The 21,399-nt window shown below is 53.3% G+C and carries 22 protein-coding genes and 1 pseudogene; 21 read left to right on the top strand and 2 right to left on the bottom strand.

Going from position 1 to position 21,399, the window contains the following annotated elements; all coding sequences use genetic code 11:
* Window positions 1-8: 8 nt before the first annotated feature.
* Window positions 9-617, bottom strand: coding sequence for a transcriptional repressor LexA (gene lexA / locus G7K71_RS00910; RefSeq protein ID WP_013822454.1), 609 nt, complete (start codon window positions 615-617; stop codon window positions 9-11).
* 155 nt (window positions 618-772) lie between these two features.
* Here lexA and G7K71_RS00905 point away from each other — a divergent pair.
* The 18 genes and pseudogenes from G7K71_RS00905 to G7K71_RS00820 all read left to right on the top strand — a co-directional run bounded on the left by G7K71_RS00905 (window position 773) and on the right by G7K71_RS00820 (window position 17,741).
* Window positions 773-2,478 (top strand): annotated as a pseudogene (locus G7K71_RS00905) (sigma 54-interacting transcriptional regulator).
* A gap of 263 nt (window positions 2,479-2,741) precedes the next feature.
* A complete protein-coding gene (locus G7K71_RS00900) occupies window positions 2,742-3,584 on the top strand; it encodes a fumarate hydratase (protein ID WP_013822456.1) in 843 nt (280 codons plus the stop codon).
* A 29-nt stretch (window positions 3,585-3,613) separates the two neighbouring features.
* Window positions 3,614-4,168 carry a Fe-S-containing hydro-lyase gene (locus G7K71_RS00895; RefSeq protein WP_013822457.1) on the top strand — a complete coding sequence of 185 codons (555 nt, stop codon included), beginning with the start codon at window positions 3,614-3,616 and terminating at the stop codon, window positions 4,166-4,168.
* 78 nt (window positions 4,169-4,246) lie between these two features.
* Window positions 4,247-5,362, top strand: coding sequence for an ADP-forming succinate--CoA ligase subunit beta (sucC, locus tag G7K71_RS00890; RefSeq protein ID WP_013822458.1), 1,116 nt, complete (start codon window positions 4,247-4,249; stop codon window positions 5,360-5,362).
* Between the two features lie 32 nt (window positions 5,363-5,394).
* Window positions 5,395-6,261 (top strand): succinate--CoA ligase subunit alpha, encoded by an 867-nt coding sequence (gene sucD, locus G7K71_RS00885; RefSeq protein ID WP_013822459.1) that lies wholly within the window; start codon window positions 5,395-5,397, stop codon window positions 6,259-6,261.
* Window positions 6,262-6,281: 20 nt separating this feature from the next.
* On the top strand, window positions 6,282-7,952 hold the full coding sequence (locus tag G7K71_RS00880) for a methylmalonyl-CoA mutase (RefSeq protein WP_166342837.1): 1,671 nt from the start codon (window positions 6,282-6,284) through the stop codon (window positions 7,950-7,952).
* Window positions 7,953-7,970: 18 nt separating this feature from the next.
* Window positions 7,971-8,396: a cobalamin B12-binding domain-containing protein gene (locus G7K71_RS00875; protein WP_166342835.1), complete on the top strand. Its 426-nt coding sequence runs from the start codon at window positions 7,971-7,973 to the stop codon at window positions 8,394-8,396.
* Complete coding sequence (mce, locus tag G7K71_RS00870) at window positions 8,393-8,803, top strand: methylmalonyl-CoA epimerase (RefSeq protein WP_084061984.1); 411 nt, start codon at window positions 8,393-8,395, stop codon at window positions 8,801-8,803. The genes G7K71_RS00875 and mce overlap by 4 nt, the downstream gene beginning before the upstream one ends.
* Before the next feature lie 18 nt (window positions 8,804-8,821).
* The gene (locus G7K71_RS00865; protein ID WP_207712566.1) at window positions 8,822-10,357 is read left to right on the top strand and encodes an acyl-CoA carboxylase subunit beta; all 1,536 of its coding nucleotides are present in this window, start codon (window positions 8,822-8,824) and stop codon (window positions 10,355-10,357) included.
* 23 nt (window positions 10,358-10,380) lie between these two features.
* Window positions 10,381-10,575, top strand: coding sequence for a hypothetical protein (locus G7K71_RS00860; RefSeq protein ID WP_166342834.1), 195 nt, complete (start codon window positions 10,381-10,383; stop codon window positions 10,573-10,575).
* Window positions 10,576-10,605: 30 nt separating this feature from the next.
* Window positions 10,606-11,046 (top strand): biotin/lipoyl-containing protein, encoded by a 441-nt coding sequence (locus G7K71_RS00855; protein WP_166342832.1) that lies wholly within the window; start codon window positions 10,606-10,608, stop codon window positions 11,044-11,046.
* Window positions 11,047-11,080: 34 nt separating this feature from the next.
* A complete protein-coding gene (gene mdh, locus G7K71_RS00850; protein ID WP_166342831.1) occupies window positions 11,081-12,013 on the top strand; it encodes a malate dehydrogenase in 933 nt (310 codons plus the stop codon).
* Between the two features lie 29 nt (window positions 12,014-12,042).
* The gene (locus G7K71_RS00845; RefSeq protein WP_166342829.1) at window positions 12,043-13,434 is read left to right on the top strand and encodes an oxaloacetate decarboxylase subunit alpha; all 1,392 of its coding nucleotides are present in this window, start codon (window positions 12,043-12,045) and stop codon (window positions 13,432-13,434) included.
* A 260-nt stretch (window positions 13,435-13,694) separates the two neighbouring features.
* Window positions 13,695-14,591 carry a phosphate ABC transporter substrate-binding protein gene (locus G7K71_RS00840; RefSeq protein ID WP_166342828.1) on the top strand — a complete coding sequence of 299 codons (897 nt, stop codon included), beginning with the start codon at window positions 13,695-13,697 and terminating at the stop codon, window positions 14,589-14,591.
* A gap of 97 nt (window positions 14,592-14,688) precedes the next feature.
* Complete coding sequence (pstC, locus tag G7K71_RS00835) at window positions 14,689-15,648, top strand: phosphate ABC transporter permease subunit PstC (RefSeq protein ID WP_207712565.1); 960 nt, start codon at window positions 14,689-14,691, stop codon at window positions 15,646-15,648.
* Window positions 15,645-16,529, top strand: coding sequence for a phosphate ABC transporter permease PstA (gene pstA / locus G7K71_RS00830; RefSeq protein WP_166342826.1), 885 nt, complete (start codon window positions 15,645-15,647; stop codon window positions 16,527-16,529). Before pstC ends, pstA begins: the two co-directional genes overlap by 4 nt.
* Window positions 16,530-16,642: 113 nt before the next feature.
* Complete coding sequence (locus G7K71_RS00825; RefSeq protein ID WP_166342824.1) at window positions 16,643-16,954, top strand: STAS domain-containing protein; 312 nt, start codon at window positions 16,643-16,645, stop codon at window positions 16,952-16,954.
* A gap of 112 nt (window positions 16,955-17,066) precedes the next feature.
* Complete coding sequence (locus G7K71_RS00820; RefSeq protein ID WP_166342822.1) at window positions 17,067-17,741, top strand: zinc dependent phospholipase C family protein; 675 nt, start codon at window positions 17,067-17,069, stop codon at window positions 17,739-17,741.
* Between the two features lie 74 nt (window positions 17,742-17,815).
* Here the strand turns inward: G7K71_RS00820 and G7K71_RS00815 are convergent, their stop codons facing one another.
* A complete protein-coding gene (locus G7K71_RS00815; protein WP_013822473.1) occupies window positions 17,816-18,097 on the bottom strand; it encodes a DUF503 domain-containing protein in 282 nt (93 codons plus the stop codon).
* Between the two features lie 174 nt (window positions 18,098-18,271).
* On the opposite strand from G7K71_RS00815, the gene G7K71_RS00810 reads away from it, so the two are divergent.
* The 3 genes from G7K71_RS00810 to G7K71_RS00800 are packed head-to-tail and all read left to right on the top strand — an operon-like array spanning window position 18,272 to window position 21,236.
* The gene (locus G7K71_RS00810) at window positions 18,272-19,501 is read left to right on the top strand and encodes a glycine betaine/L-proline ABC transporter ATP-binding protein (RefSeq protein ID WP_166342820.1); all 1,230 of its coding nucleotides are present in this window, start codon (window positions 18,272-18,274) and stop codon (window positions 19,499-19,501) included.
* The gene (locus G7K71_RS00805) at window positions 19,498-20,337 is read left to right on the top strand and encodes a proline/glycine betaine ABC transporter permease (protein WP_166342818.1); all 840 of its coding nucleotides are present in this window, start codon (window positions 19,498-19,500) and stop codon (window positions 20,335-20,337) included. The genes G7K71_RS00810 and G7K71_RS00805 overlap by 4 nt, the downstream gene beginning before the upstream one ends.
* A 2-nt stretch (window positions 20,338-20,339) precedes the next feature.
* Window positions 20,340-21,236 carry a glycine betaine ABC transporter substrate-binding protein gene (locus tag G7K71_RS00800; protein WP_166342816.1) on the top strand — a complete coding sequence of 299 codons (897 nt, stop codon included), beginning with the start codon at window positions 20,340-20,342 and terminating at the stop codon, window positions 21,234-21,236.
* Window positions 21,237-21,399 lie beyond the last annotated feature (163 nt).

Genomic DNA, 21,399 nt, shown 5'->3' with positions numbered 1-21,399 from the left:
TTTTAAATTTAAAGTTTACGCAGCAAGCCCACTACCTTGCCCAGGATTAGCGGGTTTTTTACCCTGATGGGAGACATGGCCTTGTTTTCCGGTTGCAGGCGAATATGGTCGTTCTCCCGGAAGAATCTTTTTACCGTGGCTTCGTCTTCCAGAAGGGCTACCACAATGTCCCCGTTGTCGGCGCTGGGCTGGCGCCGGACCACCACCAGGTCTCCATCCAGGATGCCGGCTTCAATCATGCTGTCGCCCCGGACGGTAAGCATGAAGAATTCTCCTTCTCCGGTGAAACTAGCCGGCAGGGGAAAAACATCTTCCTGGTTTTCTACGGCCAGGATGGGTTCACCTGCAGCCACCCGTCCCAAAAGGGGGACCATCCGCACGGGCTGGCTTAAGGGCAAAGTATGCTCCCGTAGTTCTAATGCTCGGGGTTTGGTGGGATCCCGGCGTAATAGGCCTTTGTTTTCTAAACGCTTTAAATAGTGATGTACTGTAGAACTGGATTTCAGCCCGACTACCTGACCGATCTCCCGAACCGAAGGGGGATAGCCTTTGGTACGGATGTTTTCTTTAATTACTTCTAAAATAATCTTCTCCCGGGGAGTGAGTGCGGTGTTCATAACCCGTCAACCTCCCTTTTTTTTTGAATTATACCATAAAGGTCTTGGTGAAAAAACAGTTGTTCGAAATTAATGTTTTTTATTTTTTAGAAGGGATTAGAAAAAAAGCGTCGAAATAATCCCGTAAATTTGGACCACGTAGAAGGTGAAGCGGCATGCCCAGGTTGACCGTAGCCATTATCGGAGGCAATGAAGACGGTTATTCCATTTACCGCATGTTAAAGGCTGTGGGAGATGTGGAAATTTTGGGGGTGGCCGATCCCGATCCTTCATCACCGGGAATTAAAGCTGCGGCTGCGGACGGGGTTTTTACCACTGCCGATTATATGGAAATGGTGCGCCTGCCTGGCGTGGATGTTTTGATCGAAGCTACCGGAGATCCGGAGACCCAGATGAACCTGCACCGGATAAAGCCGCGGGGAACGTCCATCATGGAGGCCCGGGCGCTGGATCTTATGCTGGCCGTATTAAGGGAAAAGGAGAAGTTGCTTGAAGCACGGCGGGTGCAGGGAGAACTGGCCGCCATCCTGGATTCGGTCCAGGAGGCCATCGAAGTGGCGGACTCCCGCGGGGTGATCAAGTACGTCAATCCGGCCTTTACCCGGATTACCGGCATCAGCGAAAAGGAAAGGATTGGACAGAATATTTTTGAAGCTTCCCCCGATGGAGCTCTGGCCACGGTGTTGCGCACCGGCCGCAGCGTGGTGGGGCACCGTACAAAGGTAGGGGGGAGCAATGCGGAAGTCATTTCCAACGCCGCCCCCATCTTTGTGGATGGCAAGATGGAAGGAGCGGTGGTGGTTTTTCAGCACTTTACCGACGTCATGAATTTAATGGAACAATTGCGCCAGAGCACCAGCATTATCGAGAATCTCTCCGATAAATTCGGCCAGGTTACCACCAGTAAATACACTTTTGCCGATATCCTGGGCAACAGTGCCGAATTGCGTCGCTGTATCCAGGTGGCTGAGAGGGCAGCCCGTACAAACTCCACCGTTCTGTTGCTGGGAGAGAGCGGTACGGGTAAAGAGTTGTTTGCCCATGCCATCCATCATGCCAGCCCCCGCAGGGATAAGCCGTTTATTAAGGTTAACTGTGCCGCCATCCCGGACAGCCTTTTGGAGAGCGAGTTTTTCGGGTACGCTAAGGGAGCCTTTACCGGAGCCGTTAAATCCAAGATCGGCAAGTTTGAACTGGCCCATGGTGGAACCATTTTTCTCGATGAAATTGGTGATATGAACCTGAACTTGCAGGGAAAACTGCTCCGGGTTTTGCAGGAAATGGAGTTTGAGCGGGTGGGAGGCACCCAGACCATTAAAGTGGATGTACGGGTTATTGCGGCCACCAACCGCAACCTGCGGGAATTAATCCGCCAGGGCAGGTTCCGGGAAGACCTCTACTACCGGCTAAACGTAGTCGAAATTACCATTCCGCCCTTGCGGGTGCGCAAGGAAGATTTACCTATTTTGATCAACAACTTGATTATCAAACTTAACCGCAAACTGGGCAAAAAGTGAAGGGTTTGTCCAAGGATGCCGAGGAAATTCTCTACAGCTACGATTGGCCTGGAAATGTGCGGGAACTGGAAAATGTCTTTGAACGGGTGATGGTGACCGTAGACGAAGAGATTTTTACCAAGAAACATTTTATCCAACATGTCAGCCAGTTTAAGGCATCCCCGGAACGGGATATTGAGCTTATCCCCATTGATCAGATGGAACAATTGCTGATCAGAAAAGCTATCGCCAAATTTGGCACCAGTGTGGAAGGCAAGCGGCGGGCCGCCCAGGCGCTGAATATTTCCCTGGCCACACTGTATAACAAGCTAAAGAAAAGTCGAACTGAAGATTTCACCAATTAACAAGATTATAATTATTAGACTAATTCTAAAGGTTAGAACAAAGTGTCTATCCTTTTTACCCTAGAAGTAATCTATATCTCCAGTCTCTCTTTATAAAGTTTAGAAAAAGAGGGTGACACCCCTTTTATTTTTTATTTTAGAATTGCCCTGGAGTAGGCGGTAAAAACACTTTTTGATTTATTGGCCGGTTTGTCCTGCATTTGGTATAAAAATTGCACTTGTGAAATAGTTGCTCAGTAAAGGTGGAAGGAGGGAAAGGCTTTTTGCGCCTTGTAGACGCTGCTACCATTACAGCCACGGTAGCCGAATTATGCCAGAAAGCAAACTACGAGCTGGGTGAAGATGTACTGGAGGCATTCAAAGAGGCCCTGGATCAGGAAATTTCCCTCACGGGGAGGGATGTCCTGCAACAGTTGCTGGAAAATGCCCGTATTGCCCGGGAGGAGCAGGTCCCCATGTGCCAGGACACCGGTTTTGCCGTTGTTTTTCTGGAAGTGGGGCAGGAAGTGGTCATTACCGGGGGGGACCTGTACGAGGCAGTAAACGAAGGGGTGCGCCGGGGTTACCAGGAGGGTTACCTGCGTAAATCCATCGTTGATCACCCCCTGCGCCGCAAAAATACGGGGGATAATACGCCGGCGGTGATTCACACCCGCATTGTCCCCGGTGATAAACTAAAGATCATTGTTGCTCCCAAGGGGGGCGGCAGTGAGAACATGAGCGGCCTGCGCATGCTTAAGCCGGCTGAAGGGGTGGAGGGGGTTAAAAAGTTTGTCATCGAGCAGGTAAGAGCAGCCGGCCCCAATCCCTGTCCGCCCGTGGTGGTGGGTGTGGGTATTGGGGGCACCTTTGAAAAGGCCGCCTTGCTGGCCAAGGAAGCTCTCCTGCGCCCGTTGGGACAACCCCATCCTGATACCGAGATTGCCTGCCTGGAAAGGGAGCTTTTGGAGGCCATTAATAATCTGGGCATCGGGCCCCAGGGCCTGGGCGGTCGCACCACTGCTCTGGCGGTGCACGTGGAAGTCTTCCCGTGCCATATAGCGAGCTTGCCGGTGGCAGTAAACATTAACTGCCATGCCAGCCGGCACAAAGAAGCAATACTCTAACGCGGGTATTGTGTAGGAGGTAGAAAAATTTGCTCCAGATCAGGTTGACAACTCCGCTTACCGATGAGGTGGTAGAGAAGCTGCGCATTGGTCAGCGGGTTTTGTTAAACGGTATACTCTATACGGCCCGGGATGCGGCCCATAAAAAAATGGTGGAGTTGCTGGACCGGGGGGAAGAGCTGCCCATTCCCATCAAGGGACAGGTTATTTACTACGTGGGACCTTCGCCGGCTAAACCCGGGCGAGTAATAGGTTCGGCTGGTCCTACCACCAGTGGCCGGATGGACCCCTATGCGCCGCGCTTAATTGCCCTGGGTTTGAAGGGTATGATTGGCAAGGGGAAACGCTCTCCGGAAGTAATTAAAGCCATGAAGCAATACAAGGCTGTTTATTTTGCTGCCGTGGGAGGTGCAGCAGCATTGCTGGCCCGGGCCATCAAATCATGCCGGGTAGTGGCTTATCCGGAACTGGGTCCGGAGGCTATCCACGAGCTGGTGGTGGAGGACTTTCCGGTAATTGTGGTTAATGATATTCTGGGCGGCGATTTGTACGAAGAAGGAGTCAAAATTTATGCCGGCCGGTAACGGCTGGTAGTTTCCTTAATTTAGTAAAAATTTTTTCGTGGGACTAAATAAAAGGGTCAGGCCAAAGGGGGAAAAATTGTGAAACTCTATGAATATATGGGCAAGGAGCTTTTTGCCCGCTACGGTTTGACCGTACCCCGGGGTAAGATGGTCACCTCCCCGGATGAAGCGGCGGCAGTAGCGGCGGAAATCGGGGCACCGGTGGTAATCAAGTCCCAGGTGCTTTCGGGTAAGCGGGGTAAGGGGGGCGGGATTAAGTTTGCCGATACCCCGGAAGAGGCCCGCGAGGCAGCTGCCCAGGTTCTGGGCATGACGGTCCAGGGCCTGAAAGTGGAGATGGTCCTGGTGGAAGAAAAGCTGGCCATCGATCATGAGTTTTATGTGGCCATTACCGTAGACGGGGCTGCCAAAGCACCGGTTTTAATTGCCTCCGCCCAGGGCGGCATGGATATTGAAGAGGTCCCCGATGAATTTATCATCAAGGAACACCTGGATGTCTGCCTGGGTATCCAGCCCTATTTGTGCCGGGAAGTTTGCCGCCGGTTGGGTCTGACGGGCGCGGTGGCCAAGGAATTTGGCCGTTTGTTGCCTACCCTTTACCGTATTTTCCGGGAGAAGGACGCCGAGCTGGTAGAGATCAACCCGCTGGTGTTGAGCGGCGAAAAATTAATTGCCGCCGATGCCAAGGTGACTATCGATGACGAGGCCCTGTACCGGCAAAAGGATCTGCCCGTAGTGGATGACCGTACCGAGGCCGAACGGCAGGCCCACGCCCTGGGGCTCTCTTACGTTCAGCTGGATGGGAATATTGCTGTTATGGCAAATGGTGCTGGCATTACCATGGGTACCCTGGATATCATCCAGCATTACGGCGGTGCGCCAGCCAATTTCCTGGATGCCGGCGGCGGCACCGGGATGGAGGCCACAGCCAAAGCATTAGAGATCCTTCTTTCCACCAACCCACGGGTGATCTTCATTAACATCTTTGGGGGCATTACCCGGTGTGATGATGTGGCCAGGGCACTGGTCAAGGTGAAGCAGGAGAAGGGAATCAATGTTCCGGTAGTCATTCGTCTAGTTGGTACCAATGAAGAAGAGGGTGTACGCATCCTCAGGGAAAATGGCATTGAAGCCTACAGAATTATGCATGAGGCTGCGGCCAAGGCTGTAGAACTGGCCAGAGCCCAGGGTTAAAGACACCCTCGATAAGGAAGGAGCGGTCAGGAGTGGCCATTATAGTTGATGAAAAAACCAATGTTCTGGTTCAGGGGATAACGGGTAACCAGGGCACGTTTCATACCAAGCAGATGCTGGCCTATGGAACACGGATTGTTGCCGGGGTTTCCCCGGGTAAGGGCGGCCAGAAGGTGGAAGGGGTTCCCGTGTATGATACCGTGGCTGCGGCCATGGAAAACCATCAAATTGATGCCTCCGTGCTTTTCATTCCGGCTCCCTTTGCCAAAGATGCCGCTTTTGAAGCCATTGCCGCCGGCGTGCGGGTTGTAGTCATTATTACCGAGCATATTCCCGTCCATGATGAGCTGGAGATCATTGCTTTTGCCCGGCGACGGGGCACAATAGTGATTGGCCCTAATACCTTTGGGATTGTTTCCTCGGGACGGTGCAAAATTGGCATTCCACCCAATCAGTTCTTCGTGCCGGGCCACATTGGTGTGGTGGCACGCAGCGGCACCCTGACCTACGAGATCGTGGCCAATCTAACAGCCAACGGTTTAGGACAGTCGACGGTGGTCGGACTGGGTGGTGACCGGGTGGTTGGTTTGTCCTTTGTGGATGTTTTGGAGAAATTCGAAAAGGATCCGGAAACCAGGGCCGTGGTGCTGGTAGGTGAAATTGGGGGGAATGCGGAGGAAGAGGCTTCCCTGTTCATCAAGAAAATGACCAAGCCCGTGGTGGCTTATATTGCCGGGAAGAGCGCTCCTCCCGGAAAACGCATGGGCCATGCCGGGGCAATCATTGAGCGGGGGAAGGGTACCTTTGAGGGCAAGGTACAGGCACTGACGGCTGCCGGTGCTCGGGTGGCTACCCTGCCTTTCGAGGTACCCGGGTTGATTAAGGAAGCTCTAGGTTGAGTCTTTAAGGGGGGAGATGGATGTTCGAAAAGGAAAAGCTGGAAAGCATTCGGGTGTCGGCCAAGGAATACCGGGAGCGGCTGGAAGCCCAGGTGAAAAAAAGACCGGAGAGGCAGGCCGAGTTTGCTACCGATTCGGGTATTGAAATCAAGACCCTGTATACTCCGGAGGATATAGCTGATCTTGATTACGAACGGGACCTCGGATTTCCGGGTTCCTACCCCTTTACCCGGGGAGTGCAGCCCAACATGTACCGGGGTCGGTTGTGGACCATGCGCCAGTATGCCGGCTTCGGTACAGCCGAAGAAACCAACGCCCGTTTCCGCTACCTGCTGGAACAGGGACAGACTGGTTTGAGCGTGGCCTTTGACCTGCCCACCCAAATTGGTTATGATTCGGATCATCCCCTGGCCCGGGGCGAGGTGGGCAAGGTAGGGGTAGCCATTGATTCCTTAGAGGATATGGAAACCCTGTTCGAGGGCATTCCCCTGGACAAGGTGAGCACCTCCATGACCATTAATTCCCCGGCCGCCATCCTGCTGGCCATGTATATTGCCGTGGCGGAAAAGCAGGGAGTTACTCCCGACAAGCTCAACGGGACCATCCAAAATGATATCTTAAAAGAATACATTGCCAGGGGAACCTATATTTTTCCGCCCGGTCCATCCATGCGCCTGATTACCGATGTCTTTGCCTATTGTTCCAAGAATGTTCCCAACTGGAACACCATCAGCATCAGCGGCTACCATATCCGGGAGGCCGGTTCCACGGCGGTGCAGGAAGTGGCCTTTACCCTGGCCGACGGGATTGCCTATGTCCAGGCGGCCATTGATGCCGGCTTAAATGTGGACGATTTTGCTCCCCGCCTATCCTTCTTCTTTAACGCCCACCTGAACTTCTTCGAGGAAATTGCCAAGTTCCGGGCGGCCAGGCGGCTTTGGGCCAAGATCATGAGGGAGCGGTTTGGTGCCAAGAATCCCCGCTCCTGGATGCTGCGCTTCCATACCCAAACGGCAGGTTGCAGCCTGACGGCCCAGCAGCCTATGGTAAACATCATGCGTACCGCCTTTGAGGCCCTGAGTGCAGTGCTGGGCGGCACCCAGTCCCTGCACACCAACTCTTACGACGAAGCCCTGGCCCTGCCCAGCGACGAGTCGGTGCTCATAGCCCTGCGCACCCAGCAGGTAATCGGTTATGAAATTGGCGTTACCGATACGGTGGATCCCCTGGGCGGTTCGTACTATATTGAAAGCCTGACCAATGAAATTGAAGAAAAGGCCATGGCTTATATTAAGAAAATTGACGAGCTGGGCGGTGCTCCCGAGGCGATTGAATTTATGCAGAAAGAAATTAAGGACAGCGCCTACCGCTATCAGATGGACATTGAAAGCGGCAAAAAGGTGGTTATTGGTATTAACAAATTCCAGATGGAGTATGAGAAGCCCAAGAATTTGTTAAAGGTGGACCCGGCAGTAGCGGAACGCCAGACGGCCAAGCTGCAGGCATTGAAGGCCCGCCGGGATAACCAGAAAGTGAAGCAGGTATTAAACAACCTGCGGGAAGCGGCATCCACCAAGGAAAACTTGATGCCCCTGTTCATTGACGCCGTAAAAGCTTATGCCACCCTGGGAGAAATTTGCGATACCCTGCGGGAAGTCTTTGGCGAGTATCGCCAGCAAATTGTCTTTTAAGGCAAGGAGGGGAGATAGATGAGTGAACGGCCCATTCGGGTCCTGGTGGCCAAACCGGGCCTGGACGGTCATGACCGGGGGGCCAAGGTTATTGCCCAGGCCCTGCGGGATGCCGGAATGGAAGTTATTTATACCGGCTTGCGGCAGACTCCCGAGCAAATTGTGGAAGCAGCCCTCCAGGAGGATGTGCAGGTGGTGGGCTTGAGCATTCTCTCCGGCGCGCACATGTACCTCTTCCCGGCGGTGGTGGAGGGATTGCGGGCCCAGGGAGCTGATGACATACTGGTGGTGGGTGGGGGGATCATCCCCGACGAGGATATTCCCCTCTTGAAGGAAGCGGGGATCGCGGAAATTTTTGGCCCCGGCACCCCCACAACGGAGATTATCCGCTTTATCCGGGAGGAAGTGGCGAAAAGGACCCAGAAGGAGGAGGAAAAACAGTGATCGGGATCAAAAAAATCGATCACATCGGCATTGCCGTTAAGGATCTGGCTAAAGCCATTGAGTTTTACGAGGGCCTTTTAGGGTTGAAGGTGACAGGCACCGAAGTGGTTGAGGAGCAAAAGGTAAAGGTTGCCTTCTTGCCTACCGGCGACAGTGAAGTGGAGCTTCTGGAGTCCACTACCCCTGACGGGCCCATTGCCCGGTTTATTGAGAAAAATGGCGAGGGTATCCAGCACATCGCCTTCCGGGTGGAAAATCTGGAGCAGGCGCTGGAGGAATTAAAAGCAAAAGGTGTGCGGCTCATTGATGAAAAGCCTCGCCGGGGTGCCGGGGGGGCCAGGATTGCTTTTCTTCATCCCAAGTCCACATTTGGCACGCTGGTGGAATTGTGCGAGCGTGACAATTAATTAAGGGAGGGAACGCCATTGGGTATGCAGGAAAGGCTGGAACAATTAAAACAGCTGCGCGAGCAAATCCATGCGGGCGGCGGGCCAAAACGCATCGAGAAGCAGCACGAAGCCGGAAAGAGAACCGCCCGGGAACGGATTGAAATGTTCTTTGATCCCGGTACCTTCGTTGAAATAAATACTTTTGCCGGTGATCCCGACATTTCCAATCTCAAAAACCCCGGCGAAGGTGTTGTTACCGGTTACGGTAAAGTTGACGGGCGTAAGGTGTACATCTTTGCCCAGGACTTTACAGTGGCGGGAGGTTCCCTGGGGCGCATTCATGCCGCCAAGATCTGCCACGTGCTGGATCTGGCCATGAAGACGGGTGCTCCGGTGGTCGGCCTAAATGATTCTGGGGGAGCGCGCATTCAGGAGGGCGTGGATGCCCTTAACGGTTACGGTGAAATTTTCTTCCGGAACACCATTGCCTCCGGAGTAATCCCCCAGATTTCCGTGATCATGGGACCATGTGCGGGGGGAGCGGTATATTCCCCGGCGTTGACTGACTTCATTTTTATGGTTCAGGGTACCAGCCAGATGTTTATTACGGGACCCCAGGTAATTAAGGCTGTAACCGGTGAAGAGGTGACCATGGAAGCCCTGGGCGGGGCAGCCACCCACAACCAGACCAGCGGCGTAGCTCACTTTATGGCCCCCGATGAAGAAACATGCCTGCAGATGGTTCGCCTTTTGTTGAGTTACCTGCCTTCCAACAACCTGGAGGACCCCCCCCTGTATGCTCCCCAGGAGCCGGCAGGCAATCCGGAAGAACTGTTGCAGATCATCCCCGATAACCCGAATATGTCCTACGACGTACGCAAAATAATCAATCTCGTTGTGGATGGCGGGCAGTTCTTTGAAGTGCAGCCCCTCTATGCCCGCAATGCGGTAATTGGCTTTGCCCGGATAAATGGCCAGGCGGTGGGGATAGTAGCAAACCAGCCCGACTATCTGGCCGGCTGCCTGGATATCAACGCTTCCGACAAGATCAGCCGTTTCGTCCGTTTCTGTGACTGCTTTAATCTTCCCTTAATCACCTTTATGGATGTACCCGGTTTCCTGCCCGGAACAGCCCAGGAATATGGCGGAATTATCCGGCACGGGGCCAAGATGCTCTATGCTTACTCCGAGGCCACCGTACCCAAGATCACCATTATCTTGAGAAAAGCTTACGGTGGAGCCTACCTGGCCATGTGCAGCAGCTCCCTGCGGGCCGATGCCGTCTTTGCCTGGCCTACCGCCGAAATTGCCGTGATGGGGCCAGAGGGAGCTGTCAATATCATCTACCGGAAAGAAATTGCCGAGGCGGAAAACCCCATGGAAATGCGGGCCAAGCTGACTGCCGAGTACCGGGAGAAGTTTGCCAATCCATATGTAGCCAGCGCCAGGGGTTATATAGAGGATGTTATTGATCCCCGTGACACCCGGTCGCGGATTATTGTCACCCTGGAGTCGCTGGCCGGCAAGCGGGAAACGAGACCCCGCAAGAAGCACGGCAACATGCCGGTATAGGTTCGAAAAGGGAGGCGGTTTTGATGGCATTGAACAAACCAGTAACATCCTTGGGTGTGCGTCCCCAGGTTGTGGCGGCGATTACTGCCGCCCTGGCGGCCGCCGGCTATTTGAACGCCGGTAGCCAGATTACTTCCATTCGCCCCGTCAAGCGGACTAACGCCTGGAAAATGGCCGGTTTGCGTGAACTTATGCTCGGACGGGATCTAAGCAGTTAGTTTTTGGTTAGGTAAACAGGAGGGAAGGCAATGAGAAAATTTAAAGTGCTGGTTAACGGAGAACCCTTTGAAGTTCAGGTACAGGAAATCCAGGAGGCAGCCGCCCCGCCAAGCGTGAAGCTGGTACAAAGTCGCCCGGCTGCTCCCCCGGCCCCGCCGGCCCAGGCCGCACCTCCGCCGGCAGCCACCACCCCCCCGGTACAGGCGCCCGCACCGGCTGCCGCTTCTGCCGCCTCTGAACCGGCAGCTCCGGCCGGGGCAGGAACGGTTACCGCTCCCATGCCCGGGAATATCAATGCGGTCAAGGTTAAAGTGGGGGACCAGGTCAAGGCGGGGGATCCCCTGGTGATCCTGGAGGCCATGAAGATGGAAAACGAAATTACTGCCCCGGTAGCTGGAACGGTGAAAGAAGTACGGGTGAAACCGGGACAGACGGTAAACAACGGCGATGTGCTGGTAATCATAGGTTAATCTTTGAGAAGAGTTCTTTAGGGAGGGACCAGTTTTGAAAAGAAAAAAGATAACCATTATTGGGGCTGGAAACGTAGGAGCTACCTGCGCCCACTGGGCTGCGGCCAAGGAACTGGGCGATATCGTGCTCATTGACGTGGTAGAAGGAATTCCCCAGGGTAAGGCCCTGGACCTGATGGAAGCGGCGCCGGTGGAAGGCTTTGATGCCATAATTACCGGTACCAACAACTATGAAGATACAAAGGACTCGGACGTGGTGGTAATCACCGCCGGCATTGCCCGCAAGCCGGGGATGAGCCGGGATGACCTGCTGGCTACCAACTGCAAAATCGTCCAGTCAGTTACCGAACAGGTGGTCAAGTATTCACCCAACGCCTATATCATTGTGGTAACTAACCCCCTGGATGTAATGACCTACGTGGCCTTAAAAACCAGCGGCTTCCCGCCCAACCGGGTGTTCGGTATGTCCGGCGTCCTGGACTCCGCCCGCTTCCGCACCTTTGTGGCCCTGGAACTGGGTATTTCCTTTGAGGATGTGACCGCCTTTGTCATGGGCGGCCACGGGGATGACATGGTGCCCCTGGTGCGGTACACTTACGCCGGTGGGATTCCCATTGAAAAGCTGATTCCCGCCGAGCGCATTGCAGCCATGGTGGAACGGACCCGTAAGGGCGGCGCTGAAATTGTTAACTATTTGAAGACCGGCAGTGCCTTTTATGCTCCCGGTGCCTCCGTGGTGCAAATGGTGGAGGCCGTGTTAAAGGATAAGAAACGGATATTGCCGGTAGCCGCCTATCTGCAGGGGGAATACGGTTACCATGATATTTACCTGGGTGTACCGGCCATTATCGGCGGGGGTGGCGTGGAAAAGGTCCTGGAAATCGAGCTTACGCCCGAAGAAAAGGCTGCCCTAGATAAGTCCGCAAACTCCGTGCGCAAGTTGATGGAGGTACTGCCGCAGCTTTAAAAAGTATGCCAGTCGAGGGGAGGATAGAAATGACCGAAGCACGCAAGGTAAAAATCACCGACACCACCCTGCGGGACGGCCACCAGTCCCTGCTGGCCACCCGCATGCGCATAGAACACATGTTGCCCATTTGCGAAAAAATAGATCAGGTGGGTTTTCATTCCCTGGAAGTCTGGGGCGGAGCCACCTTTGACGCGTGCATGCGCTTTCTCAATGAAGACCCCTGGGAGCGGTTGCGCATCCTGCGCCGCCACCTAAAGACCCCCTTGCAAATGCTCCTGCGCGGGCAAAACGTGGTGGGCTACAAGCATTATCCCGATGACGTGCTCACCGAGTTTATTAAAAAGACGGTCTATAATGGGCTGGATATCTTCCGCATCTTTGATGCCTTAAACGACGTGCGCAATATGCAAAAGGCTATCGAGGTGGTCAAGCAGGAGGGGGCCCATGCCCAGGCTACGGTGGTTTATACCATCAGCCCGGTGCATGACCTCGAGTATTACGTGAAGACCGCCAAAATTCTGGAGGAGATGGGGGCTGATTCCATTTGCCTGAAGGATATGGCGGGTATTCTGGCCCCACAACCAGCCTACGAGATCATTAAAGAATGGAAGTCCGTGCTGAAGATACCGGTGCAGCTCCACTGCCATTACACCAGCGGTATGGCCTCCATGGCCTACCTGCGGGCCATTGACGCGGGTGTGGATGTCATCGACTGTGCCATTTCCACCATGGCACTGCAAACCTCCCAGCCGGCCACTGAAACCATGGTGGCCGCCCTGCAGGGTACGCCCTATGATACGGGGCTCGATCTCAAGCTGCTTTCGGAAATTGCCGAATATTTCAAGGAGGTTCGCAAGCATTATAAGGAATTTGATGTGGCCTCACCGAGCGTGGATGTCAACGTCATGATTTATCAAATTCCCGGCGGCATGATGTCCAACTTTATTTCCCAGCTAAGCCAGCAAAACGCCCTCCACCGGCTGCCCGAGGTGCTGGAGGAACTGCCCCGGGTGCGGAAGGAATTTGGCTACCCGCCCCTGGTGACCCCTTCCAGCCAGATTGTAGGTACCCAGGCCGTGCTCAATGTGTTGCTGGGCCGCTATAAATTGCCTACCAATGAAGTTAAACAATATATGCGGGGATACTATGGTCAGCCACCGGCACCGGTAGATGAGGAAGTGCGCAAGATGATTATTGGCGACGAAAAGCCCATCACCTGCCGGCCGGCGGACTTGCTGGAACCCGGTTTGCCCGCGGCCAGGAAGGAAGCGGCTCCCTACATGCAAAAGGAAGAGGATGTCCTCTCGGTGGCCCTTTTCCCGCAGGTCGCGCCCCAGTTTCTGAAAGAACGCCTGGCCAAAAAGCTAAAAGTAGACCTGGAACTGGCTGCCCAGGGCAGCGAATTCTACCCTGCTTAAATGTATTAGACAAAACTCCTTGGGGTTATTTATGAGCGTCGGCAATATGCTGGCGCTTTTTGTTTTTGAATTCGGTCTAACACCGGAGAGAAAGTAAATTAATTCCCAATTAACATAAATTTAACCTGTCGCTAACCGGAGGATAACCCACCCATAACACTCCTAATCTAAAATATTCTTGGTGAAAATAATGCAGCCCCTGAACGGCTGCTTGAGATAGAAAAAAGATTTTTCATGGAAAAAGAAAAAAGGGGGAGCAAATGTTGGGAAATAGGGCAAAGAGGATGCTGGTGCTGGCTGCAGTGCTGGTGCTGGTAGTGGCCCTGGCCGGTTGCGGTGGTGGAGAGCAGCCTTCCGGTGGACAAGCAGAGATTGCAGGTAACCTTACCGCGGTTGGTTCTACTGCCATGCAACCTCTGGTTGAGCAGGCAGCAACCCAGTTTATGGCTAAACATCCCAAGGCCCAAATCGTGGTCCAGGGTGGGGGCAGCGGTACCGGCCTGACCCAGGTGGCCTCCGGTGCGGCGGATATCGGTAACTCCGATATTTTTGCTGAAGAAAAGAGCGGTATTGATGCCTCCCAGCTAGTGGACCACAAAGTTTGCGTGGTGGGGATGGCCACCGTGGTGAACCCCGGCGTGACGGTGGATAACCTGACCAAACAGCAACTGGTGGATATCTTTACTGGCAAGATAACCAACTGGAAGGAAGTCGGCGGACCGGATCAGAAAATTGTGGTCATCCACCGGCCCAAGGGTTCCGGCACCCGCGCCACCTTCAAGAAATTTGCCCTGGGCGGCGTTGAAGACACGGCCCCCGGGATGGAGCAGGATTCTTCCGGCACCGTGCGCAAAATGGTTGCTGAAACACCGGGCGCTATCTCTTACCTGGCACTGTCTTACATTGACGATAGTGTTAAAGCCCTCAAGCTCGACGGTGTGGAACCGACTGTAGAAAACATTGCCAATGGGAAGTATCCGGTATGGGCTTACCAGCACATGTACACCAAAGGTGAACCCACCGGCTTAAAGAAGGCCTTCCTGGATTACATGCTCGGTGACGAGGTACAGGGTCAACTGGTTGAGAAAATGGGTTATATCCCCATCACCAGGATGCAGGTAGAACGGGATGCCCAGGGTAATGTAACCAAGAAATAAGGTCTAGGATTCAGCTTTAGACGGTGGCGGGGCAGCCGGCGGTTATGGAACCGGCACTGCCTCGCTGCCTTTCGTGTTGTCAGAAGAGGAGGTAGTTATGCACAAGGAATTTTCCCCGGAGCCGGATGCAGAAAAAAGCTTCCGGGTCCCGGATAAAGGGAATATTCAAAAGCGCAAAAGATGCGGGGAATTTTTGGGGCGCTCGGCGGCCTTTCTGGCAGCAGCACTGGTAGTGTTACTCACTGTGTCTATTATTTATTTCATTGGGAGTAAAGGACTGGCCACCTTTACGGTACACGGAGTCAGGGTTACCGAGTTCCTTTTCAGCACCCAATGGTGGCCCGACCGGCCCCTTGAGGAAGGCGGCCCTGCTGTTGGCTCATTAACTTTCATTTTGGGTTCCCTCCTGGTTTCCCTGCTGGCGGTGGCCGTAAGCGCACCCTTGAGCGTCGTTGTTGCTGTTTTTATGGTGGAAATTGCGCCCGTATGGGGACAGAGAGTATTGCAACCGGCCATTGAGATTCTCGCCGGCATACCCTCGGTGGTTTACGGATATGTGGGTTTAAGCCTGCTGGTGCCTTTTATCCGCAATTATTTAGGTGGGGAAGGGTTTTCCGTTTTGGCCGGCTTTATTGTTCTTTCGATCATGATTTTACCAACCATAATCAGCGTATCTACCGACAGTTTGCGGGCCCTGCCGCCCCAGTGGAAGGAAGCGGCGCTGGCCCTGGGTTCCACCCGCTGGCAGACCATCCGTCTGGTGCTGGTGCCGGCGGCCCGCTCGGGTTTAATTACGGCCGTTGTCCTGGGCCTGGCCCGGGCCTTTGGTGAGGCCCTGGCCGTACAAATGGTGATCGGCAACACCCGGACCATTCCCCATTCCCTGCTGGATCCAACGATCACTTTGACTAGTGCCATCACCATGGATATGGGGTATACCATCATGGGCTCTCAGTGGAATAGCGCCCTGTGGTCCATGGGTTTGATTCTCCTGCTCATGTCTTTCCTGTTTATTATGGTTATTCGGGTGGTCGTGCGGGGAGGGATGGTTAGATGAATGCCCGGTTGGCGGATCGTCTGGCTACCATCATGTTCTGGATGGGTGCCGCTGCGGTTCTGGCTATTTTAGCTTTGCTTTTGGGCTATATTCTCTGGCACGGCATCCGGGTCATTGATTGGCGTTTTCTGACCATGCCCCCCCAGACCATTGCTGCAGGCGGTGGGGTGGGACCGCAGATTTTCAACTCCTTTTATTTGCTCCTGTTAACCATGTTCATTACCGCCCCCCTCGGTTTGCTGGCAGGTATTTACCTGGCCGAATACGCCGGTAAGGGGCGTGTTACTGAATACATCCGCCTGTCCATCGAAACCCTTACCTCCTTGCCTTCCATTGTGGTGGGCTTGTTTGGTCTGCTTATCTTTGTCAACATGACCGGATGGGGGTATAGCTTAATGTCCGGGGCGCTGGCCCTGGCGGTGATTAACTTGCCGCTAATGGTGCGGATTTCCGAAGAATCCATTCGCAGCGTTCCCTCTGAACTAAGGGAGGCCAGCCTGGCCCTGGGGGCCACTCGCTGGGAAACCATGTGGCGGGTGATATTGCCTTCCGCCTTTCCCGGTCTGGTTACTGGGGCCATTATTGCTGCCGGTAGGGTTTTTGGTGAGGCGGCGGCCTTGCTGTATACTGCCGGCATGAGCAGCCCTATTTTAAATTTCTCCGATCTCAATCCCTTGAGTTCCACTTCGCCCCTAAATCCCTTCCGTCCAGCCGAAACCCTGGCGGTGCACATCTGGAAAATCAATTCCGAAGCCCTGATCCCCGATGTGCGCCGGGTGGCCGACGGTTCGTCTGCCGTGCTTATTCTGGTTGTACTGCTTTTTAATATCTGTGCCCGCTGGCTGGGCCGGCGCATCTACCGCCGGTTGACCGCTACGTAATTTTGTCACACATTAAAACATGCTAAAAGTTCATAAACAATTAACCATGGTTTAATTAAAACTTACCAGCAGGTTAATAAAAGGACGTTATAATAAAGGCCAGGAGGTGAGGCTTGTTGGTTAAGATTTGGCGAGATGGCAATTCCCTTCGCGTGAGCGGTATTGTGGTGAACCACCATTTTAAGAAATTGCAAAGGGTACTGGCAGATGTGGCCCGGGAAGAAGGGCACATTGTCCTGGATTTGCGTGAACTGGAGTTTATTGATGAGCCGGGAGTATACCAGCTTTTTAGTTTCATTGATCAACTCTCTCAACGAGGTATCCGGGTGGAACCGATCAATGCTCAGGACAAGGTGCTTTCCAAGTTTCTTGTAGTGGGACTCCGACTCTGGTTGGACGAGCAAATCTTTACTAAGGTGGGGTAATAATTCCCACCCTTTGATAAAAAGGTGGGGTCGAGTTTTCCCCCGTATGCGTTGATTAATTCCTGCAAAATCAGGTTATGATAATAGAGCGCTTACGGGGGAGGACTTGCCATTGGCGATTAACCCTTCGACGTGGGCCATAGCCAAGCGGTTCTTAGCCGTGGCCGATCCTTTGCAAAACCTGGTGGACCGCGGGGGAGTTACCCACACTTTTTGTAACCAGCAGGCTTTAACCATTTTAGAACAGGATGGCTTAAAAGAACTGGTCCGATTGTTGCGCAAGCACCTGGTAGCATTTAACCGGGGCACCCTCTGGGCAGACCGGGGGTGGAAATGTTTCGCCCACTACCTGGACCCCCATTCCGGTAGGGGCCTCGGATCATGGCCCGATGCGGCCGGTGAGTGCGAGGAATATTTTCAAAAAGCGCTGTCCTGCTGGTATCAAGGGAAAAAGGATCTGGCCTTTTTTTACCTGGGAGCCGCCGTTCACCTGGTGCAGGATTTATGTGTTCCCCATCATGCGCGCGGCGTAGCTTTTAACGGGCATCAACGATATGAAGCCTGGGTGCGGGAACATTGTGGCCTCTTCAGGGTTGACCGCGGTGGCTATTACCAGGTTGCTTCCCGGGCCGGTGATTGGGTTTATGCCAATGCCCGCCTGGCCAGGGAATATTACTCCCTGGTTAGCGCCGGGCAGGAATATCACGAAGTCACCGGTGTGCTGCTGGGCCTGGCCCAGCGCACCACTGCCGGCTTTTTAGCTTACTTTTTAAGTCGGGTTACGTGACCTTTATCCTAAAGCCCACTACCTCCTTCTTCAATATAAAGGGACTGCGGTACAATACCGTCAGTCCCGTTTTTTTACAGTAGCTCCATCCGCACATCCAGCAATTCCACCGTTCCCAAGCCTTCAACAAAACGCACCACTGCAGTTAGGGTCTGGTGAACATGGGCGCTATCGTTACTGATAAAAGACACCCCTATGGTAGAGAAGTGCCAGGTATCCTGTTTACCTACTTCAGCTACCGAAACGTTGTAGCGGGCCTTTATCTTGTCCAGTAAACTTTTTAACACCCGCCGCTTGCCTTTTAGAGAATTAGCTTCGCTCATGCGTAACTCCATTACCAGTATGCCTACAACCAATATGCGTTCCTCCTGATCCCACGAATTTGTATCCTACATGGTGCTGATCTGCATTTCTGATGTTTTATTTGGCGTGGGGAACCGTTTTTCCTTCAATTCAGCAAGCAGCATCCCACTTCCGCCAACTTAGCAAGTATAGACGGGTTGACTGGTATATTTGTTCATTGATAAAATATGAAAGCAAAAAGTTTTTATTGGGAAAGGAGGTTCACGGATACGGATAAAATCAAGGTTCAGGGACTGGTGAAGATTTTTGGGTCTAATCCCGAAAGTGCCCTGTCTCTGCTCGATCAGGGATGGGGTAAAGAACAAATATTAGCCAAGACCCGGCAGACCGTTGCCGTTAATAACGTCAATTTTGCGGTGCGTGAAGGGGAAGTCTTTGTCATCATGGGACTTTCCGGAAGTGGAAAATCTACCGTCTTGCGCTGTATTAACCGCCTCGTAGAGCCTACCAGGGGTAAAGTGTTTATCGACGATGAAGATGTTACAGCCGCCAACGATGTTCGCCTGCGGGAAATCAGGCGCAAGAAGGTGGGCATGGTTTTTCAGCGTTTTGCCCTTTTCCCCCACCGCACGGTGCTGGACAATGTGGCCTACGGGCTGGAAATTCAAGGGGTAGAAAGGGACGAGCGCTATGCCCGGGCACGGGAAATGCTGGCACTGGTGGGGTTAAACGAATGGGAGATAGCCCTGCCGGACCAGTTGAGTGGAGGAATGCAGCAGCGGGTGGGGTTGGCCCGCGCTCTGGCGAGCAATCCCGATATCCTTTTAATGGACGAGGCTTTCAGTGCCCTGGATCCCTTGATCCGCCGGGAGATGCAAAATGAGCTGCTGTCCTTGCAGAGCAAGGTGAATAAAACCATCATTTTTGTTACCCATGACCTGGACGAGGCCTTAAAGATTGGCGACCGCATTGCCCTGATGAAGGACGGCAGCATTGTCCAGGTAGGTACCCCTGAGGAAATCCTGACCCGGCCGGCCGATGAGTATGTGGCTAAATTTGTCGAAGACGTGGATGTAACCAGGGTGCTGACAGCTGAAGATGTGATGCGGCCGGCGGGAACCGTATCCTTAAAAGACGGCCCGCGGGTAGCCCTGCGCCGCATGCGTAAGGAAGGCTTTTCCAGTATCTTTGTGGTAACCCGTGATTATAAATTAGCAGGGCTGATCACGGCGGAGGAAGCTTTGGAAGCAAGCGAAAGTAACAAGGAGGATCTCTCGAAAATTTTGTGCCATGATTTTCCTACTGCGACCCCTGAGACTCCATTAAATGATCTAATCCCGCTCCTGGCCCATTCCAAATTTCCCCTGGCCGTAATCGACGATCAGAACCGCCTATTAGGTGTTATTGTGCGCGGGGCATTGCTGGCAGCCCTGGTACGGAAAGGGGGAATGAAGTGATTTTCAGTATTCCTTTGGGCCACTGGGTGGAGTTGCTCATCAATTTCCTAAAGGAACATTTTGGGGGTTCATTTGATTTTATTAATACCAACTTTGACCATCTGATGGGTCTCTTAACCGGCCTGTTGCTGGCGGTACACCCGTTTATTCTCATTGCGCTGCTGGTTGTCCTGGTCTGGTTCCTCAGTAAGAGGAATGTGGCTTTGTGGAGCGGTGTTGGCCTATTGCTCATTTACAACCTTAATCTATGGGAACCGGCTATGGAAACCCTGGCCCTGGTAATCTGTGCTACGTTTTTAGCCCTGATTGTCGGTTTGCCTGTGGGCATATTAACTGCGTGGAGTGACCTGGTGCACAGGATGACTATGCCCGTTCTTGACTTTATGCAAACCATGCCTCCCTTTGTTTATTTAGTACCGGCAGTAATTCTATTGGGCATTGGCCGGGTACCGGCCCTTCTAGCCACGGTAATCTTTGCCATGCCGCCGGTCATCAGGCTAACGGGTTTGGGTATCAGGCAGGTTCCAGTGGATTTTCTGGAGGCTGCGGAAGCCTTCGGTTCCACGCGTACCCAAAAACTGCTTAAAGTGCAACTACCGCTGGCTTTACCTACGATAATGGCCGGTGTTAACCAGTGTATCATGTTGTCTCTTTCCATGGTCGTAATAGCGGCCATGATTGGGGCAGGAGGTTTGGGTGGCGAGGTGTTGCGCGGCCTGCAAAGGCTGGACATTCCCAGGGGCTTTGAGGGCGGGTTGGCCATTGTTATCCTGGCCATCATTCTAGACCGGGTTACCCAAACCTTAGGGCAGAAAAACACACGAAAGGGGAATTAATTATGTTCAGGCAATACCGATCACTGACGTTGGCGACATTGCTGGTCTTCCTCATGGCTGCCGTTTTTGGCTGTACAACGGGTGAAAAGGAGGCCGGTCAGGGAACGGTTAAAGAGAAGTTTAACGGGGAGATCATAGGCATTGAGCCTGGAGCAGGGATTATGAAGGCTACTGAAAAGGCGATCAAGGAATACAGTCTGGACTACACCTTAAAGGATAGTTCCAGTGCTGCTATGGTGGCTGCGTTGAAGTCGGCCATCGAAAGCAAAAAGTGGATTGTGGTTACCGGCTGGACGCCCCACTGGATGTTTGCCAGGTGGGACCTCAAGTACCTGGAAGATCCCAAGGGAGTTTATGGAGGGGAAGAGCACATAGCCACCATTGCGCGCAAAGGTTTGCAGAAAGATGCTCCGGCTGCGTATCAAATGCTGGATGCATTTTATTGGCAACCGTCTGACATGGAAGCGGTAATGCTGGATATTAATGTGAACAAAATGGATCCCGATGAAGCGGCCCAAAAGTGGATCCGGGAAAATGAGGATAAAGTGAAAAAATGGATTCCCGAAGGGGTACCCAAGGGTAACCTGAAGAAAATCAAGCTGGGCTATGTGGAGTGGGATTCCGAGATTGCCAGTACCCACGTGGTGAAGCATGTGCTCATGAAATTAGGTTATGACGTTGAGCTCAAGGCAGTTGATGCGGGAGTAATGTGGACGGGTATAGGAGCCGGTCATTTTGATGCCATTGTGGCCGCCTGGTTGCCGCACACCCACGGGGACTATTATAAACAGGTGAAGGACAAGGTGGATAATCTCGGTCCCAACCTGGAGGGGGCTAAAATAGGACTGGTAGTACCGGATTACGTAACTATTAACTCCATAGAAGACCTGAACAAGTAAGCCGGGGGCCTTTTCCGGGTAAAAGCCGGCGGCGTGGAAGCAAGGGGAGTAGTATCATCTTACTACTCCTTTTTGTTGTCCGTGGCGTCGTGTCTACCCGTATCGGTGCTTTTGAATACCGGGTAGGGAAGCGGGGGGAGGAGGGGTCTAACTAACTGGCCTT

The organism is Desulfofundulus sp. TPOSR (assembly GCF_011393055.1).
GTDB classification, from domain to species: Bacteria; Bacillota; Desulfotomaculia; order Desulfotomaculales; family Desulfovirgulaceae; genus Desulfofundulus; species Desulfofundulus kuznetsovii.
The sequence above is the reverse complement of the archived record's forward strand: the minus strand, read 5'-3'. Positions and strand labels throughout refer to the sequence as shown.

Coding starts and splice junctions, on each gene's coding strand:
- G7K71_RS00845 (WP_166342829.1), top strand. CDS start 12,043: ATGACCGAAGCACGCAAGGTAAAAATCACCGACACCACCCTGCGGGAC.
- G7K71_RS00860 (WP_166342834.1), top strand. CDS start 10,381: ATGGCATTGAACAAACCAGTAACATCCTTGGGTGTGCGTCCCCAGGTT.
- G7K71_RS00840 (WP_166342828.1), top strand. CDS start 13,695: ATGTTGGGAAATAGGGCAAAGAGGATGCTGGTGCTGGCTGCAGTGCTG.
- G7K71_RS00855 (WP_166342832.1), top strand. CDS start 10,606: ATGAGAAAATTTAAAGTGCTGGTTAACGGAGAACCCTTTGAAGTTCAG.
- pstC (WP_207712565.1), top strand. CDS start 14,689: ATGCACAAGGAATTTTCCCCGGAGCCGGATGCAGAAAAAAGCTTCCGG.
- pstA (WP_166342826.1), top strand. CDS start 15,645: ATGAATGCCCGGTTGGCGGATCGTCTGGCTACCATCATGTTCTGGATG.
- G7K71_RS00880 (WP_166342837.1), top strand. CDS start 6,282: ATGTTCGAAAAGGAAAAGCTGGAAAGCATTCGGGTGTCGGCCAAGGAA.
- G7K71_RS00810 (WP_166342820.1), top strand. CDS start 18,272: ATGAAAGCAAAAAGTTTTTATTGGGAAAGGAGGTTCACGGATACGGAT.
- lexA (WP_013822454.1), bottom strand. CDS start 617: ATGAACACCGCACTCACTCCCCGGGAGAAGATTATTTTAGAAGTAATT.
- G7K71_RS00875 (WP_166342835.1), top strand. CDS start 7,971: ATGAGTGAACGGCCCATTCGGGTCCTGGTGGCCAAACCGGGCCTGGAC.
- G7K71_RS00800 (WP_166342816.1), top strand. CDS start 20,340: ATGTTCAGGCAATACCGATCACTGACGTTGGCGACATTGCTGGTCTTC.